At 74.2% G+C, this 16499-nt stretch carries 15 protein-coding genes; 4 read left to right on the plus strand and 11 right to left on the minus strand.

Annotated features, from left to right (window positions below; all coding sequences use genetic code 11):
- Nucleotides 1-152: 152 nt before the first annotated feature.
- Genes ACH4EB_RS02035 through ACH4EB_RS02045 form a run of 3 tightly spaced genes read right to left on the minus strand, consistent with a single transcriptional unit; the run spans nucleotide 153 to nucleotide 2956 of the window.
- On the minus strand, nucleotides 153-1346 hold the full coding sequence (locus tag ACH4EB_RS02035) for a bifunctional RNase H/acid phosphatase (protein ID WP_398345301.1): 1194 nt from the start codon (nucleotides 1344-1346) through the stop codon (nucleotides 153-155).
- Nucleotides 1347-1349: 3 nt separating this feature from the next.
- On the minus strand, nucleotides 1350-2093 hold the full coding sequence (locus ACH4EB_RS02040) for a zinc ribbon domain-containing protein (protein ID WP_398345728.1): 744 nt from the start codon (nucleotides 2091-2093) through the stop codon (nucleotides 1350-1352).
- Complete coding sequence (locus ACH4EB_RS02045) at nucleotides 2090-2956, minus strand: Nif3-like dinuclear metal center hexameric protein (protein WP_398345302.1); 867 nt, start codon at nucleotides 2954-2956, stop codon at nucleotides 2090-2092. Before ACH4EB_RS02045 ends, ACH4EB_RS02040 begins: the two co-directional genes overlap by 4 nt.
- Before the next feature lie 335 nt (nucleotides 2957-3291).
- Here ACH4EB_RS02045 and ACH4EB_RS02050 point away from each other — a divergent pair, with 335 nt between their 5' ends.
- Complete coding sequence (locus ACH4EB_RS02050) at nucleotides 3292-4677, plus strand: hypothetical protein (protein ID WP_398345303.1); 1386 nt, start codon at nucleotides 3292-3294, stop codon at nucleotides 4675-4677.
- Between the two features lie 150 nt (nucleotides 4678-4827).
- A complete protein-coding gene (locus tag ACH4EB_RS02055) occupies nucleotides 4828-4992 on the plus strand; it encodes a hypothetical protein (RefSeq protein ID WP_398345304.1) in 165 nt (54 codons plus the stop codon).
- Between the two features lie 112 nt (nucleotides 4993-5104).
- Here ACH4EB_RS02055 and ACH4EB_RS02060 read toward each other — a convergent pair whose 3' ends face one another.
- The 3 genes from ACH4EB_RS02060 to ACH4EB_RS02070 all read right to left on the minus strand — a co-directional run bounded on the left by ACH4EB_RS02060 (nucleotide 5105) and on the right by ACH4EB_RS02070 (nucleotide 8208).
- The gene (locus ACH4EB_RS02060) at nucleotides 5105-6067 is read right to left on the minus strand and encodes a 3-oxoacyl-ACP reductase (RefSeq protein WP_398345305.1); all 963 of its coding nucleotides are present in this window, start codon (nucleotides 6065-6067) and stop codon (nucleotides 5105-5107) included.
- Between the two features lie 62 nt (nucleotides 6068-6129).
- Entirely contained in the window at nucleotides 6130-7215 is a 1086-nt protein-coding gene (locus ACH4EB_RS02065; protein ID WP_398345306.1) for a Zn-dependent alcohol dehydrogenase, read from the minus strand.
- Nucleotides 7216-7329: 114 nt separating this feature from the next.
- Nucleotides 7330-8208 carry a MaoC/PaaZ C-terminal domain-containing protein gene (locus ACH4EB_RS02070; RefSeq protein ID WP_398345307.1) on the minus strand — a complete coding sequence of 293 codons (879 nt, stop codon included), beginning with the start codon at nucleotides 8206-8208 and terminating at the stop codon, nucleotides 7330-7332.
- A gap of 368 nt (nucleotides 8209-8576) precedes the next feature.
- Between ACH4EB_RS02070 and ACH4EB_RS02075 the strand changes: the two genes are divergently transcribed.
- Together ACH4EB_RS02075 and ACH4EB_RS02080 are read left to right on the plus strand one after the other, a co-directional pair.
- A complete protein-coding gene (locus ACH4EB_RS02075; protein ID WP_398345308.1) occupies nucleotides 8577-9896 on the plus strand; it encodes a sensor histidine kinase in 1320 nt (439 codons plus the stop codon).
- 70 nt (nucleotides 9897-9966) lie between these two features.
- On the plus strand, nucleotides 9967-10605 hold the full coding sequence (locus ACH4EB_RS02080; protein ID WP_398345309.1) for a response regulator: 639 nt from the start codon (nucleotides 9967-9969) through the stop codon (nucleotides 10603-10605).
- 18 nt (nucleotides 10606-10623) lie between these two features.
- Here the strand turns inward: ACH4EB_RS02080 and gcvH are convergent, their stop codons facing one another.
- The 5 genes from gcvH to ACH4EB_RS02105 all read right to left on the minus strand — a co-directional run bounded on the left by gcvH (nucleotide 10624) and on the right by ACH4EB_RS02105 (nucleotide 16498).
- The gene (gcvH, locus tag ACH4EB_RS02085; protein ID WP_398345310.1) at nucleotides 10624-11019 is read right to left on the minus strand and encodes a glycine cleavage system protein GcvH; all 396 of its coding nucleotides are present in this window, start codon (nucleotides 11017-11019) and stop codon (nucleotides 10624-10626) included.
- 93 nt (nucleotides 11020-11112) lie between these two features.
- Complete coding sequence (locus ACH4EB_RS02090; RefSeq protein ID WP_398345311.1) at nucleotides 11113-11892, minus strand: SDR family NAD(P)-dependent oxidoreductase; 780 nt, start codon at nucleotides 11890-11892, stop codon at nucleotides 11113-11115.
- Nucleotides 11885-13333: an MFS transporter gene (locus ACH4EB_RS02095; protein WP_398345312.1), complete on the minus strand. Its 1449-nt coding sequence runs from the start codon at nucleotides 13331-13333 to the stop codon at nucleotides 11885-11887. Before ACH4EB_RS02095 ends, ACH4EB_RS02090 begins: the two co-directional genes overlap by 8 nt.
- Before the next feature lie 170 nt (nucleotides 13334-13503).
- Nucleotides 13504-14700: a lipid-transfer protein gene (locus ACH4EB_RS02100; protein ID WP_398345313.1), complete on the minus strand. Its 1197-nt coding sequence runs from the start codon at nucleotides 14698-14700 to the stop codon at nucleotides 13504-13506.
- A gap of 58 nt (nucleotides 14701-14758) precedes the next feature.
- Entirely contained in the window at nucleotides 14759-16498 is a 1740-nt protein-coding gene (locus ACH4EB_RS02105; RefSeq protein WP_398345314.1) for an acyl-CoA dehydrogenase family protein, read from the minus strand.
- Nucleotide 16499: the final 1 nt, after the last annotated feature.

Genomic DNA, 16499 nt, shown 5'->3' on the forward strand with positions numbered 1-16499 from the left:
GCCAGCCGCACGCTCAAGCCCCGCACGGATGAAAAGCGCAGGAATCACGCCAGGCGGAAAGGGGCTGGAAAGGGGGGAGCCGGAGGCCGGAGGCGGACGGGGAATTCCGAGCCGACGGCAAGGAAACCGGCGGCCGCCCGGCCCCTGCCCCCTCACCTCAAATGCGCCGTCTCGTTCACCAGCCGCACCGACGCGTTCCCGTCGGCGTAGTAGGCGACGGCCGACAGGGACGCGGCGGAGAGTTCCATGCGGAACAGCGACTCCGGCGGGGCGCCGAGGGCGAGCCGTACCAGTGTCTTGACCGGGGTGACGTGCGTGACCAGCAGCACCGTGCGGCCCGCGTACCGGGCCAGCAGCTTGTCGCGGGAGAGGGCGACACGGCGGGCGACGGCGGCGAAGGACTCGCCGCCGGTGGGGGCGGCCTTGGCGGAGCCGAGCCAGGCGGCGAGGTCTTCGGGGTGGCGCTCCTGGACCTCGGCGAAGGTCAGGCCCTCCCAGGCGCCGAAGTCGGTCTCGCGCAGCCCCTCGTCGACGCGGACATCCAGGCCGAGGCGGGCCGCGACGGTCCCGGCCGTCTGCCGGCAGCGCCTGAGGGGGGAGCTGACGATCGCCTGGACGGTGCCGCGCGCGGCGAGCGCGGCGGCGACCGCCTCGGCCTGCCGGTGTCCGGCCGCGGACAGTTCGGGGTCCGAGCCACCACTGCCGGAGAACCGCTTCTGCGGGGTCAGCGCGGTCTCGCCGTGCCGCAGCAGGACGAGCGTGGTCGGCGTGCCGAGGTCGGCGGGCGCCCAGCCGGCCGGCGGCGCCTTCGGCTCGGCCGCCGAGGCGGCTCCCGCCGTGTCCGCCGCTTCATCGGCCGCCCGCGCCGCCGCGCTGCGCGCCGTACCGCCCGCGTCGAGCTCGGCCCGGGAGTCCCGCGGCTCCCACGGCCGGCCGGCCTGGCCCGCGTCCATGGCCTCGTTGGCGAGCCGGTCGGCGTGCTTGTTCCGCTCGCGCGGGATCCACTCGTACGTCACCCGGCCGGGCGGGAAGACGCTCCGCGCCTCGGTGGCCAGCGGCCGCATGTCCGGATGCTTGATCTTCCAGCGGCCCGACATCTGCTCGACGACGAGCTTGGAGTCCATCCGTACCCGCACGTCCGCCTCCGGGTCCAGCGCGTGCGCGGCGCGCAGCCCGGCCAGCAGGCCGCGGTACTCGGCGACGTTGTTGGTCGCCGTGCCGATGTACTCGGCGGCCTCGGCGAGCGCCTGCCCGGTCTCCGGGTCGAGGACGACCGCGCCGTAGCCCGCGGGCCCCGGGTTGCCCCGGGACCCGCCGTCGGCCTCGACGACGAACGTTCGGGACACGGCCTACAGGCCCGAGTCTGGCGTGCGCACCAGGATGCGGCTGCAGTTCTCGCAGCGCACGACCTTGTCGGCGGGCGCGCTGCGCACGTCGTTCAGCTCGGTGATGTCCAGCTCCAGGCGGCAGCCCTCGCAGCGGCGCTGGTAGAGGCGGGCGGCGCCGAGACCGCCCTGCTTCTCGCGCAGCTTGTCGTAGAGCTTGAGCAGGTCGGCCGGGATGTCGGCGACGGTCAACGCGCGCTCCTTGCGGACCGTGTCGGCCTCGGCGTCGATCTCGCCCCAGGCGGCGTCCCGGCGGCCGGTGGCGTCGTCGACCTTGGCCTGGACGGACGCCACGCGTTCGGTCAGCTCGGCGACCCGCGCCTGGGCGGACTCCCGGCGCTCCATGACCTCCAGGACGACGTCCTCCAGGTCACCCTGGCGCTTGGCGAGGGAGGCAATCTCCTTCTGGAGGTTCTCCAGGTCCTTGGGCGAGGTGATGGCACCGGAGTCCAGGCGCTGCTGGTCGCGGGCGGCGCGCTGGCGCACCTGATCCACGTCCTGCTCCGCCTTGGTCTGCTCGCGGGTGGTGTCGCTCTCCTCGGTCTGCGCGGCGACGAGCAGGTCGCGCTGCTGGGTGAGGTCGCTCTCCAGCGTCTGGATCTCGTCCAGCTCGGGGAGGGTCCGGCGCTTGTGCGCGAGCTGGCTGAGCCTCACGTCCAGGGCCTGGACGTCGAGGAGGCGGATCTGGTCGGCGGGCGCGGCGTTCAGCGGGGGGCTCCTGTGGTGTGCGTAGGGGTCATGCGGGCGTCGGACGCCGCGTGGGCGGTCCAGGGGTCGGTGACCGTGCGCGACACGTGGGTGCGCAGGTTCCAGCCGTGCCGGTCGGAAATCTGGTCGAGCTGGGCCGCGGCCTGCTCGCACCAGGGCCACTCGGTGGCCCAGTGGGCGGCGTCCAGCAGCGCCAGCGGGCTCTTCTGGGTCGCCTCGGAGGCGGGGTGGTGGCGCAGGTCGGCGGTGAGGAACGCGTCCACGCCCGCCGCCCGTACGTCGTCGAAGAGGCCGTCGCCGGAGCCGCCGGAGACGGCGACCGTGCGGATCGTGCGGGCCGGGTCGCCGGCGATCCGGACGCCCTGCGCGGTGGCGGGCAGCCGGGCGGCGGCGTACGGGCCGAACTCCGCGAGGGTCATCGGGTGCGGCAGCTCGCAGATCCGGCCCAGGCCGCGGCGGCCGTGGGCGTCGGTGGCGTCCGGCACCAGGGGGCGCAGGACGCGCAGGTCCAGGGCGCCGGCCAGGGCGTCGGAGACGCCGGGGTCGGCGGTGTCGGCGTTGGTGTGCGCCACGTGCAGGGCGATGTCGTTCTTGATCAGTGTGTGCACGACGCGGCCCTTGAAGGTGCCGGCCGCGACCGTGGTCGTACCGCGCAGGTAGAGCGGGTGGTGCGTGACGAGCAGGTCGGCGCCGAGCCGGACCGCCTCGTCGGCGATCTCCTGCACGGGGTCGACGGCGAACAGGACCCGGCGCACCTCGGCGTCCGGATCACCGCAGACCGTGCCGACGGCGTCCCACGATTCGGCCCGCTCGGGGGGCCAGAGGGCGTCGAGCGCGGAGAGGACTTCAGACAGTACGGGCACGGGTGGAAGGTTACCTCCCAGCCGTGCCGCCGTGCCGGGCCGCTTCGGGCACCGGCCCCGGGCGGCCCCCGCGGGCCGGGAGCCCGGTGGCCACCGGGGCGCATGGCGGGCTCCGGGGCTGCCGGGGCGTGCGGCGGGCGGGGGCCGTTCCACGAGGACGGCGGCGTCCCCCCGTAGCCGTCCCCGGCAGTCCCGGTTCACGGAGCACAACCGTCCCCCACGCCTCAGGCGAACCGGACATCGGCCACTCTTTTGCGTGAAGTGCCGCAACCTTCGCTGCTCGTTTGGGAGTGCGAAAACTAGCTTCGAGCGCACTGACTGGAGGTGAGCACTCGATGACGGCCTGTGTCACCGCGGAAGCCGCGACGCCGGACACCCGGCAGCACCGCGCGGCGCTGACGATCGCCGCCGACGGCTCCTACGCCGCCCGGCTCGCGCGGCACGAGAGCACCGGGGGCTGGTTCCCCGAGCGCTGGACGCTGGCGGGGCCCGAGCCGTACGCGGTACCGCTGCCCGGCCACCAGCCCGAGGAGGCGGACGCCGGGCTGCTGCCCCTCGCGGACGGCCGGGTCCTGATCCGGCGCCGGGCCGCGGACCGCTGCACCCTCGGCCTGCTCTACCCGACCGGCCCGGGCACCGGCGAACTGCCGCTCGGCGCCGTCGAGGCGGCGGAGCTGACGCTGCTGCCGGCCGCGCCGTGCGGCTCGCGCGCGTACGCCCTCGCGCCCGGCGAGCACTCCACCGTGCTGTGGCTGGTGCACGACGGCCGGCCGTCCACCGTCCCCGGCCGGCCGCGCTCCGTGCCCGCCTGCGTCGCCGAGATCGAGGGCCGCTGCACGGGCGGCGTCTGGCTGGACCGTACGGGCCGGCTGCTCGCCCTCGACCAGGAGCTGGACGGGCGCACCAAGACGGTGGCGGTCGACCTGGAGCGCGGCGGCGAGGTCAGCCCGCTGCTGGAGATCACCGAGGAGAGCAACGACCGGCTGCTGCTGGCCGACCCGGACAGCGGGCTGCTGGTGCTGCGGTCGGACGCGGCGGGGCACGACCGGCTGGGCTGGGGCGTGCTGGGCAGCGCGCTGCCGGTGCGCTTCCCGGAGTGCCTGCGGCTGCCGGACGCCGCGCTCCAGCCGTTCGCCGTGCAGTCGGGTCAGGCGCTGGCGCCGGAGAGCAGCGCGGTGGCGTTCCGCATCGACGCGGCCGGCGGCACCTGGCTGGGTGTCTGGCGGCCAGCGGAACGCAAGCTGCGGCAGTTGCCGCCGCCGCGCGGGTGGCTGGCGGGCACCGGCCTGTGGACGCCGGACGGTGAACTGCGGCTGCCGTTCGAGACGCCGGCGGTGCCGTGCGGGGTGGCCCGGATGCCGGCCCCCGCCACGGGGACGCGGTCCGGCGACGAGGCGCCCGGCGCGCCGTCCGCCGACGCCGGGCGTCGCGCGGACCCGCCGGCCGCGGACACCGCCTCCACGGGCCCTTCCGCCACGCCGCTCCCCTCCGGGGAACTCGCGCCCACCGGCTTCCCGGTCAGAACGGCACGATGGGTGCGAGTCCCCTCAACTCCCCCGCCGCTGTACCTGCGTACGTACGCTCCGCACCCCGCGGCCTCCCCACCATCCGCAGCAGCGGAGTCCGTGCCGCAGGAACCGTTCGGCGCGTCCGCGCATCCCTCTCCGTGCAGACCGGTGCCCCTGCAACAGGCGCCGTTGGCGGCCCGGGAGGCCCGGTAGAGCAAGATCTTCCGCTTCGTTAGTATCGGGCGGGGGCTGCGCGGCCGGTCGGCCGGCCATCGACGGCATCCGCCGCGGCACATCCCGGCGGCGGCCGGGAGAGGTCCCGACGCGTACAGCCGCAAGCGATCCGACGGAGTGACTCCTCGCATGTCCGAAGCCCGAACCCACACGACCCAGGCGCGCCCGCAGGACGCCGCCCAGGCCGCCGCGGCGGCAGGCTCCGGCAAACACCGTGGCCCGGCCGCCTCGGAGGACACCGACGCGTCCCCGAACGGCAGGCACCGCCGGAGCAAGCAGACGCAGGACGCCTGAGCCCGCGGGCCCGCCCCGGACCACGCGCCGCGCGACGGCCGTGGCGCCCGTACCGCCCGGTCAGGGGTACGGAGGCCACGGCCGTCGTCGTGCGTGCCGTACCCGGCGGCGCTCAGCGGCGTTTGAGGGCGAGCACCTGCGCCGCCGCGAACGTCTCGTCCGGCGGGCGCTGCGCGTAGTACGGCGTCAGAACGCCGTCCAGCTCCGCGTACGTGAAGGCGTCCTTCGCGGTGTCGAACTGCGCGGCCACCTTGGGCCGTTCGACCACCGCGACCATGCCGCCGTGCACCACGAGCACCTGCCCGTTGACCCGTGCGGCGGCGGGCGAGGCCAGATAGCCGACCAGTGGCGCGACATGTTCGGGGGCCAGTGCGTCGAGGGCCCCGTCCCCCGGCACCTCGAACCCGGCGAAGACGTCCTCGGTCATCCGGGTGCGGGCGCGCGGGCAGATGGCGTTGGCGGTGACCCCGTACTTGGCCAGGGCGAGGGCGCAGGAGGTGGTGAGGCCGACGATGCCGCCTTTGGCCGCCGCGTAGTTGGGCTGGCCCGCCGAGCCCGCGAGGAACGCCTCGGACGAGGTGTTGACGATCCGTCCGTACACGGCGGTGCCGGCGGCCTTGGACCGCTCGCGCCAGTGGGCGGCGGCGAAGCGGGTGGTGTTGAAGTGTCCCTTGAGGTGGACGCGGATCACCGAGTCCCACTCGTCCTCCGTCATGGAGAACACCATCCGGTCGCGCAGGATGCCCGCGTTGTTGACCAGGACGTCCAGTCGGCCCCAGCGTTCGACGGCCTGCCGGACCAGGTCGCGGGCCGTCTCGTGGTCGGCGACGTCACCGACGTGCGCGACGGCCTCGCCACCCGCCGCGCGGATCTCGGCGGCGGTCTCCTCGGCCGGGCCCGCGGACGCCGCGCCGGAGCCGTCGCGCCCCGGCTGCCCGTAGTCGTTGACGACGACGGCCGCGCCGAGCCGGGCCAGTTCCAAGGCCTCCGCCCGGCCCAGGCCGCGGCCCGCCCCGGTGACGATCGCGGTCAGTCCGTCCAGCGGCCGGGCGGGCCGTTCCGTGGGAGCGCTCACGTTCTCGGCTTCCTCTCGTGGGTCGGGGCGTCCGTCGGGGCCGGGCCGTGTCGGCGGCCGGCTCACATCTCGATGCACGTACGCAGGGCCGTACCGGTCCGCATCTGCTCCAGCGCCTCGTTGATCTCGGGGAGCCGGACCCGGTGGGTGATCAGCCCCTCCAGGTCGATGCGGCCCGCCCGCCACAGGCCGATGGCCCGCCGGTAGGAGCGCAGCACGTCCCCGCCCCCGTACAGCGACGGCAGGATGCGCTTCTCGTCGAAGAACAGCTCGAACATGTTGACCTGGAAGTGGTCGTCCACCGCCCCCGCGCCGACGACGCAGAGGGTGCCGCCGCGCCGTGTCGTCTCGTAGGCGGTGCGGGCGGTGGCGGACCGGCCGACGACCTCGAAGACGTAGTCGAAGCCCTCACCGGCGGTGATCCGCTGCTTGGCGTCGGCCAGCCCGTCCGGGGACACCGCTTCGGTGGCGCCGAAGCGCAGGGCCGCCTCGCGGCGCGCGGCCACCGGGTCCACCGCGACGATCTGCGCGGCGCCGCACACCCGCGCGCCCTGCACGGCCGAGATGCCGACGCCGCCGCAGCCGATGACCGCGACCGACGCGCCGGGCTCCACCTGGGCGGTGTTCAGCGCGGCGCCCAGCCCCGTCGTCACCCCGCACCCGATCAGCGCCGCGATCTCGTACGGCACGTCGTCCGGGACCGGTACGGCGCAGTGGGCGGCAACCACGATCTCCTCGGCGAAGGTGCCGGTGCCCGCGAAACCGAAGACGTCGCACGGATCGGCGCCGGGGCGGCGGAAGTTGGGGGTGCCCGCGCTCATGAAGCCGGCCAGGCACAGGTGGGTCTGGCCGCGCTCGCAGGACGGACACGTCCCGCAGGCGGGCAGCCAGCACATCAGCACCCGGTCCCCCGCCGCGAGGCCCTCGACACCGTCGCCCACCTCGACGATCTCGCCCGCGCCCTCGTGGCCGGGGACGAAGGGCGTGGGCTGCGGCAGCACCCCGCTCATCGCGGAGAGGTCGGAGTGGCACAGCCCGGTCGCGCGGATGCGGACGCGCACCTTGCCCGGCCCGAACCCCACCGCCTCGACACCGTCGAGGACCTCCAGTTTCTCCTGCCCTGTCTGGTGCTGTATCGCTGCGCGCATGGTGCGTTCCCTTCGGGGGGCGGCGGGTCGGATGGCCAGGTGGCGGACAGCGCTCCCCCGTGCTGAACGGCGCGCTCCCGTGCCGTGCGGCGTGTCACCTGTCGTGCGGCGTGCTCACGTGCCGGACGGGCTGATGTCGACGGCGGTGTCCGCCAGGATCGGCGCGTCCTCCCGGTCGGCCGCCGTGACCGACACCAGGACCCGCTCCCGCGCCGGCTCCTGCTCCCGCCACATGCGGACGCGCAGCGTCTCGCCGGGAAAGACCACCCCCGCGAACCGGGTCGTGTACGCGGCGACGCGCGCCACATCGCCGCCCAGCACCTCGTCCACCACCGCCTTCAGCGTGATGCCGTAGGTGCACAGCCCGTGCAGGATCGGCCGGTCGAAGCCGGCCAGCTCGGCGAACTCGGGGTCGGCGTGCAGGGGGTTCCAGTCGCCGGACAGGCGGTAGAGCAGCGCCTGGTCCTCCCGTACGTGCCGCTCGACGGTATGGTCCGGCGCGCGCCCGGGCAGTTCGAGGCGGCTGGACGGGCCGCGCTCCCCGCCGAACCCGCCCTCTCCCCGCACGAAGATCTGCGTGTCGCACGTCCACAGCGGCCCGTCGTCGTCGGCCGTCTCGGAGCGCAGCACGATGACCGCCGCCTTCCCCTTGTCGTACACGGCGGGCACGGTCGACGTCTGGACGGCCCGCCCCCGTACGGGAAGGGGCCGGTGCACGGTCACGGTCTGGCCGCCGTGCAGGACGGCGGCGAGGTCCACCTCGATGCCGGGCGCGGACAGGCCGCCGGCCAGCGCCATGCCGCCGCCCGCCACGGTCGCGAAGCTGGGCAGCACGTGCAGCCTGCTCTCCAGGGTGTAGCGCAGTTCACCGGGGTCGGTGGCGGGCACGCCGGCGCCGATACCGAGGTGGTAGAGCTGGACGTCCTTGGGCTCCCAGGCCAGCTCGGTGGTCCTCGGCTCGGCCGAGGTGGCCTTGGCGGCGTCGATGGGCATGGGGCTGCTGCTCCTTCACCACGGTGTGAAGACCCCGGCCCGGCCGTCCGCACCGTCGGCCGTGCCGGGGTCGCCTGCGGTCGGCGGTCCGGGCCCGTCATGGCTGGCGACCGCGCCCGGGCGTGCCGTTCTAGAACGCGTTCTATCCGACGGCTTTCATGTATAGCCGATCCGGCGGAAGCCCGGAACCCCCTGACGCCCCGTCAGCACAAGGCGGCGCCCGGGCCCGCCCACGCCCGTGACATTTGTCGGTATCGGCCGCGTACATTCACCTCTGCCGGGTCCGTCGGCAGCGTCGGTAACGTCGCGAGCGGAGCGCGGCAGAGAACGGATTCGGCGGCGCGGAAGAGGAAGAGGCAGTACGGAACGTGCGCGGGAAACGGCAGACCGGACAGAACGGCCAGTGCGGGCGGGGCGAGCGGGGTGGACCCGGCCGCCGCCGTACCCGCGGACCGGCCGCGCCGGGCTGGGCCGGCCTGCTCGAACTGGACGCCGGACCACAGGAGGACGGAGCGCGCGGAAGCGGCGAAACCGGAGGCCGCGGCCGACGCGGCCCCGCCAAGGGCGAGGGTCCGCGCGGCTACACCTTCCTGCCGTGGCTGCTGATGGGCGTCGGCGCCCTGTCCAACATCTTCAGCGGCAAGTCCCAGAACACCTGGCTGGCCGGCCTCGGCCTGCTCGCCTTCAACTCGATCTACATCTTCGTCGTCTTCGCGGCCTTCAATCCCCGCTACCGCGACTCCCGGGTCCCCGTGTACGGCCTCGCCGCCCTGGCGGCGGTCACCTATGCCATCGCGATCGCCTTCGGCCACTCCTGGCTGCTGTTCTTCCCCCTGCTCTCACTGGCCTCCGGCGCGGTCCGCAAGATCCACGGCAGACCCCACTTCATCCTGCTGCTCGTCCTCAGCGCCTCGGCCGGCACCATCGCGGGCCGGCTCTTCGGCGACCACTGGATGGCCGCCGCCATCGGGTACGGCACCTTCGTCTCCGGCATGGTCGCCGCCACCGTCCTGAGCCTTTTCGACACCGTCAAGCAGCTCGACGCGACCCGCCAGGAACTGGCCCGCACCGCCGTGGAGAAGGAGCGTCTGCGCTTCTCCCGCGACCTGCACGACCTGCTCGGCCACACCCTCTCGGTGATCGTGGTCAAGGCGGAGGCGGTACGGCGGCTGGCGCCGCGCGACCTCGACGCGGCGCTGGCCCAGGCCGCCGACATCGAGGCCGTGGGCCGCCAGGCGCTCACCGAGATCCGCGAAGCGGTCACCGGCTACCGCGAGGGCAGCCTGAGCACCGAGCTGGACCGCGCCCGCTCCGCCCTCCAGGCCGCCGGCATCGAACCCGTCGTACGCCACTCGGGACCGCCGCTGCCCCCGCAGGCGAGCGCGCTGCTCGGCTGGGTCGTCCGCGAGGGCGTCACCAACACCGTCCGGCACAGCGGCGCGACCCGCTGCGAGATCGAGATCCGCACGGACACCGCCAACGACCGCGCCCGCCTCACCATCACCGACGACGGCACCGGCCCCGCACCGTCGGACCCGCCCCCCACCACCGGCGGCACCGGCCTCAAGGGCCTCACGGAACGCCTGGCGGCCGCCGGGGGCACGCTGGACTCGGGTCCGGACGGGCGGCACGGGTTCCGGCTGGTGGTGGAACTGCCGGTGGACGTGGAGGAGCCGGGACCGCGGTAGCCGGCGAGGAGCGGCCGGTCCCGCTCGCGCAGCGCGCCGGGCGCGGCCGGCGGCTGGCTAGGCTTGTCCCATGACCGATCCGGGCGGCGAGCAGGCCGAAGCGTGTGTGAAGGTCCTCCTCGCCGAGGATCAGGGGATGATGCGGGGCGCCCTGGCGCTGCTGCTCAATCTGGAGGACGACATGGAGGTCGTCGCCCAGGTGTCGGCCGGGGACGCCATCGTGCCGGCGGCGCTGGAGGCGCGGCCCGACATCGCGCTGCTGGACATCGAGCTGCCGGGGCGCAGCGGGCTGGACGCGGCGGCGGAGCTGCGGGAGGCGCTGCCGTCCTGCAAGGTGCTGATCGTGACGACGTTCGGGCGGCCCGGGTATCTGCGGCGGGCGATGGAGGCAGGCGCCTCCGGGTTCCTCGTCAAGGACGGGCCGGTGGAGGACCTGGCGGCGGCGATCCGGCGGGTGCTGGCCGGGGAGCGGGTGATCGACCCGGGGCTGGCCGCGGCCGCGCTCAGCGCGGGGCCGAATCCGCTGACCCAGCGGGAGCGCGACGTGCTGACCGCCGCCGTGGACGGGGCGACCGTCGCCGACATCGCGGGAAAGCTGCACCTGTCGCAGGCGACGGTGCGCAACTACCTGTCCGGCGCCATCGGCAAGACCGGGACGCGCAACCGTATGGAGGCGGTACGGACGGCGCGGCAGAACGGCTGGCTGTAGGGGGGCGGGAGCGGTGGGTCACCCGGCCGACTCCTCCTTGAGGTGGTTCTCGTAGCCCTTCGCGTCCAGCAGGCCGTCGAGCTCGGCGGGCCGGGTCAGGCGCAGGACGATCAGCCAGCCGGAGCCGTACGGCTCGTCGTTGATCTGTTCCGGGGCGTCGTTGACGGTGTCGTTGACCGCGAGGACCGTCCCGGTCAGCGGCACGTAGACCTCGGTGACGGCCTTGACCGACTCCAGCGAGCCGAACGCGTCGCCCGCCTCGAACCGTTCGCCCTGCTTGGGCAGTTCGGCATAGACGATGTCACCGAGCTGCCGCTGCGCGTGGGCGGTGATGCCGACGGTGACCTGATCACCTCTGATCCGGACCCACTCGTGGTCCCTGGTGTACGAAAGGTCCGCGGGGATGTTCGCCATGCGGCGGACGGTGCCACCCCGCCCCGGCGGAGGGAAGGCTTCCGGCGGAGGGAGCCGAGCCCCTGGGGCGCGGGGGCGGATACGGCGCCTCCGTCACGTACGCAGATACGACGCCCCGTTGAGGTCCAGCACCGCGCCCGAACTCCACTGCGCCTCGGGGGAGGCCAGCCACCGTACGGCGGCCGCGACCTCTTCCGGGGCGGCGACGCGGCCGAACGGGCTCTGCCCGCGGATCGCCGCGCCTTCGGTGCCGGTCAGGCGGTGGGCCACGCGGTCCGTGTCGATGAAGCCGGGGGCGACGGAGGCCACGGCGATGCCGTGCGGGGCAAGGGCGACGGCGAGGGACTGGCCGAGGGCGTGCACGGCGGCCTTGGTGGCGCCGTAGGCGGGGTGGTCCGGTTCGCCGCGGAAGGCTCCGCGGGAGCCGATGTTGACGATCCGGCCGCCGGTGCCCTGCGCGATCATCGCCTGGGCCGCGCCGTGGCTGAGGTGAGCCGTACCGAGCAGGTTGACGGCGACGTGCTGCTGCCAGACGGCGGTCCACTCGTCGTACGGGGTGGTCGCGGGCGGGTGCGGGGTGTTGACGGCGGCGTTGTTCACCAGGACGTCGATGCCGCCGAGGGCCTCGACGGCCGCGCCGGCCAGGGCGGCGGCGCCGGACGGGTCGGACAGGTCGGCGCCGAGCAGGGCATGGCCGCTGCCGGGCAGCGACGCGAGGGTTTCCTCGGCGTCCGCGCGCCGCGATCCGTAATGCACCGCGACCCGGTCGCCGTTCCCGGCGAAGGCGTGCGCGACGGCCCGGCCCAGGCCGCGCGAGGCGCCGCTGACCAGCACCCGGCGGCCGGTGGCGGGGAAGGCGGCGGCGTCAGTCATGGTGGGCGTCCTCGGGGCGGCGCGGCAGGGCCAGGACCATCAGGAGCACGCCCGCCAGCAGGATGACCGTGCCGACCTGGAAGGCGAGGCCGTAGCCGTCGGCCAACGCGGCGGGGCTGCCGTGGCCCGACGCGATGCGGGTGGCCGCGACCGTGGACAGGACCGACAGGCCGAGCGCGCCGCCCATCTGCCGCGAGGTGTTGATCAGGCCGGAGACCAGGCCCTGGTCGGAGGGGGCGGCGCCGGAGGTGGCGATGGCGGCGACCGGGGTGGCGGTCAGGCCCGCACCGAACGCCATCAGGATGCCGGGGCCGAGCAGCGTGCCGAGGTACGTGCCGTCGGCGCCCATCTGCCCCTGCCAGAACATGCCTGCCGCGGAGATCAGCGCACCGGCGACCGCCAGCGTCTTGGCGCCCGCCCGGTGCATCAGACGCGGCGCGATCTTGGAGCCCAGCACGATGCTCAGCGAGTGCGGGATGAAGGAGAGGCCGGCTTCGAGGGGCGTGTAGTCGAGGACGTTCTGCACGTAGAGGGAGAGGAAGTACCACATGGAGAACATCGCGGCGCCCGCCAGCACCATGGCGCTGTTCGCCGCGTACACCGAGCGCAGCCGGAAGAGCGTGAGCGGCATCAGCGGTGCCTTCGTGCGGGCCTCGACGGCCACGAAGGCGAGAAGCACCAGCAGCCCCGCCGCCAGCGGCAGCAGCGCGCTCGCCGAGGTCCAGCCGACCGACTCGGTCCGCACGATGCCATATGCCACCAGCGCAAGGCCCGCCGTCACCAGGAGGGCGCCCGGGACGTCGAGCCGCCGGCCCTCGCCGCGCCGGCTCTCGGTGAGCCAGAGCACCGCCCCGGCCAACACCAGCGCGCCGACCGGCACGTTGATCAGCAGCACCCAGCGCCAGGACAGGTACTCGGTCAGGACGCCGCCGACCAGGCCGCCGACGGCGCCGCCGCCCGCGCCGACCGCGGTCCAGGTGGCGATGGCGCGGGTGCGCGCCGGGCCGGCGGGGAACGCGGTGGTGAGGATGGTGAGGGTGGCCGGGGACAGGATGGCCGCGCCGACGCCCTGGACCGTACGGGCCGCGATGAGCTGCCACGGCTCCTGCGCCAGGCCGCCCGCCAGGCTGGCGAGGGTGAAGAGGGTGAGCCCCACGACGAATATGCGTTTGCGCCCGAATATGTCGGCCACCCGGCCGCCGAGCAGCATGAACCCGGCGAAGGTGATCACGTAGGCGTTGACCACCCATTGGAGGCCCAGCTCGCTGAGCCCGAGGCCGGTGCGCATGCTCGGCAGCGCGACGTTGACGACCGAGACGTCGAGGACGACGAGGAACTGTCCGGCGCAGACCAGCAGGGTCACCAGCCAGACGGGTGGTGCGGGGCGGTGGTCGTTTCCGGGCAGCGTGGCGGGAGTGGCTGTCGGGGGCATGGTCTCCATAGTTGCACCCGGCACGCGTCAACGGCATCGGATTATCGGCCTGGAAGCCGCCGGTCACGGGACCTAGGCCGAAGGGCCCGGGGTCCTCCCGCGCCGCTCATCCACCGCACCCCTCCCATCTCACCCCGTCACCCCGTACGTCTCATTCCTTCCACCTCACCCCGTCCACCTCATCCCTTCCGCAGCAGCGTCACCACCGCCGCCCCGCCCAGCCCGATGTTGTGTGCGAGTCCGACGCGCGCTCCGGGCACCTGTCGCGCACCGGCCGTGCCGCGTAGCTGCCACACCAGCTCGGCGGCCTGGGCCAGGCCGGTTGCGCCGAGTGGGTGACCCTTGGAGATGAGGCCCCCGGAGGGGTTGACCACCCACCGGCCGCCGTGAGTCGTGGCGCCGTCCTCGGCGAGCTTCCCGGACTCGCCCTCCGCGCACATGCCCAGCGCCTCGTACGTCAGGAGTTCGTTGACCGAGAAACAGTCGTGCAGCTCGATCACGTCCACGTCCTCGATGCCGAGTCCGCTCGCCTCGTACGCCTGCCGGGTGGCCGCCCGGGACATCGGGCGGCCGACGACGTCGATGCACGACCCGGAGGCGAAGCTGTCCGGGGTGTCCGTCGTCATGGCCTGCCCGGCGATCTCCACCGCCCGGTCGGCCAGGCCGTGTGCGCGGACGAACCGTTCGGAGGCGACGACGACGGCGGCCGAGCCGTCGGAGGTCGGTGAGCACTGGAGCTTGGTCAGCGGCCGGTGCACGGTCCTGGCGGCGAGGATCTCCTCGACCGTGTAGACGTCCTGGAACTGCGCGTCCGGGTTGTCCGCCGAGTGCCGGTGGTTCTTGGCGCCGACCGCGGCGAGCTGCCGTTCGGTGGTGCCGTACCGGTCCATGTGCTCGCGCGCGGCGTTGCCGAAGATCTGGGCGGTGGGCGGGGTCGTCTCGAAACCGTGCGCGGCGGCCATCACGCCGTAGTGGCGGGCCACCGGCGATGTCGCGAAGTCGCCGCTGTCCGCGCCGCCGCCGAGCGCGCCGCGCTTCATCTTCTCGAAGCCGAGGGCCAGTACGCAGTCGTTGAGGCCGGAGGCGACGAACTGCCGGGCCATCATCAGCGCGGTGGCGCCGGTCGCGCAGTTGTTGTTGACGTTGTAGACGGGGATGCCGGTCAGGCCCAGTTCGTAGAGGGCGCGCTGGCCGGCCGTGGAGGCCTGGTAGCAGTAGCCGACCGCTGCCTGTTCCACGGCGCCGTACGGAATGTCCGCGTCGGCGAGGGCCGTGCCGCCCGCTTCCCCGGCCAGGTCCCAGTACTGCCGGTCGCGGGTCTCCGGCTTCTCGAACTTCGTCATGCCCACGCCGATGATGTACGCCTTGCCGGCCATGCCCGTCCTCCTCGTCGGTGACGCCTGGGGTCGAGTACCCGGGGTTCAGGTGCCCGGGTCAGATCAGCGGGCGCGGCTCCGGGTCCCTGGGGAGGCCGAGCAGCCGCTCCGCGACGACGTTGAGCTGCACCTGTGTCGTACCGCCCGCGATCGTCAGGCAGCGCGACATCAGGAAGCCGTGCAGCGCGCGCTCCGCCTCGCCCTCCCCCGTCGCGCCCTCCGGGCCGAGCAGTTCGAGCGCCAGCTCGGCGACCTTCTGCTGGTGCGCGGTCTGCACCAGCTTGCGGATGCCGGCCCCGGCGCCCGGATCCCGGCCCGCCACCTGCTGGAGCGTGGTACGCAGCCCGATGCAGGCCAGCGCGTGCGCCTCGGCGGCCAGCGCGCCCACCCGTTCGCGTACCGCTCCGTCCAGCCCGGCGGACCGCTCGATCAGGGCCTCCAGGCCGGTGCTGAAGGTCACCTGGTCGGCCATGTGGACACGCTCGTTGCCGAGGGTGTGCCGGGCCACCTTCCAGCCGTCGTCCACCTCGCCCACCACCGCGTCCGCCGGCAGCAGTACATCGTCGAAGTACACCTCGCTGAAGAGCGCGTCACCGGTGATCTCCCGCAGCGGCCGGACCTCGATGCCGGGTGCCGACATGTCGACCAGGAAGAAGGTCAGTCCCCGGTGCTTGGGGGCCTCCGGGTTCGTCCGGGCGAGCAGGATGCCGTGGCCCGCCCACTGCGCCGCCGAGGTCCACACCTTCTGGCCGTTGACCCGCCAGCCGCCGGCCACCCGTTCGGCCCGGGTACGCGGCGCCGCCAGATCGGACCCGGCCTCCGGCTCGGAGAAGAGCTGGCACCAGAGCTGGTCGCCGCGGAGCGTCGGCAGCAGGTGGCGCTCCTTCTGCTCCGGCGTCCCGTAGGTGATCAGGGAGGGCACCACCCAGGTGGCGATGCCCAGGTCGCTGATCCGGACGCCCGCGTCGCGCAGTTCCCGCTGGACGGCCAGTTGCCGCACGGGGCCGGCGTCCAGGCCGTACGGGGCGGGCAGGTGCGGCGCCGCGTACCCGGTGGGTGCCAGCTCGCGGCGTACGGCACCGGGGTCCAGGCCGCGCACCTTCGCGATCACCTCGCGGGCCTGCTCCCGGTACCGGGCCACCTCCCGCGAGCGCTCCACGGGCGGGTCCATCCGCAGCTCGCGCCGGGCACCCCGGGCACCGTGGTCGGCCGCCCGCAGCCGGTGTCCGGTGCCGCTGCCCAGCAGTTGGCGGGCCACGGTCGCCCGCCGCAGGTACAGGTGCGCGTCGTGCTCCCAGGTGAAGCCGATGCCGCCGAGGATCTGGATGCAGTCCTTGGCGCAGGTGAAGGCGGCGTCCAGGGCGGTGGCGGCGGCCAGGCCGCGGGTCTCCGGGGCCGCGTCCGCCGCACGCGCCGCGTCCCAGGCCAGGGCGCGGGCCTGTTCGAGGCATACGAGCATGTCCGCGCAGAGGTGTTTGACGGCCTGGAACCGGCCGATCGGCCGCCCGAACTGCTCCCGTACGGCGGCGTGCGCGGCAGCGGTGTGCACCGCCCGGTCCGCCGTGCCGCACGCCTCGGCGGCGAACAGGGCCGCGGCCAGGTCCCGTACGAGGCCGGAGTCGACGTTCAGCACCCGCGCGGCCGGAACCGTGACGTTAGCGGCCGTCACGCGCGCGACCGGGCGGGTCGGGTCGGCGCCGGACGGCTTGCGCACCTCCTCCGCGGGCACGGCCCGGGCCGCCCATCCCCGTACCGCCTCGGCCAGTTCTCCGTGCTCCGGTGTGACTCCGATGCCCATG

Origin of the sequence: Streptomyces sp. NPDC018045, assembly GCF_044327445.1 — a bacterium.
Lineage (GTDB): Bacteria > Actinomycetota > Actinomycetes > Streptomycetales > Streptomycetaceae > Streptomyces.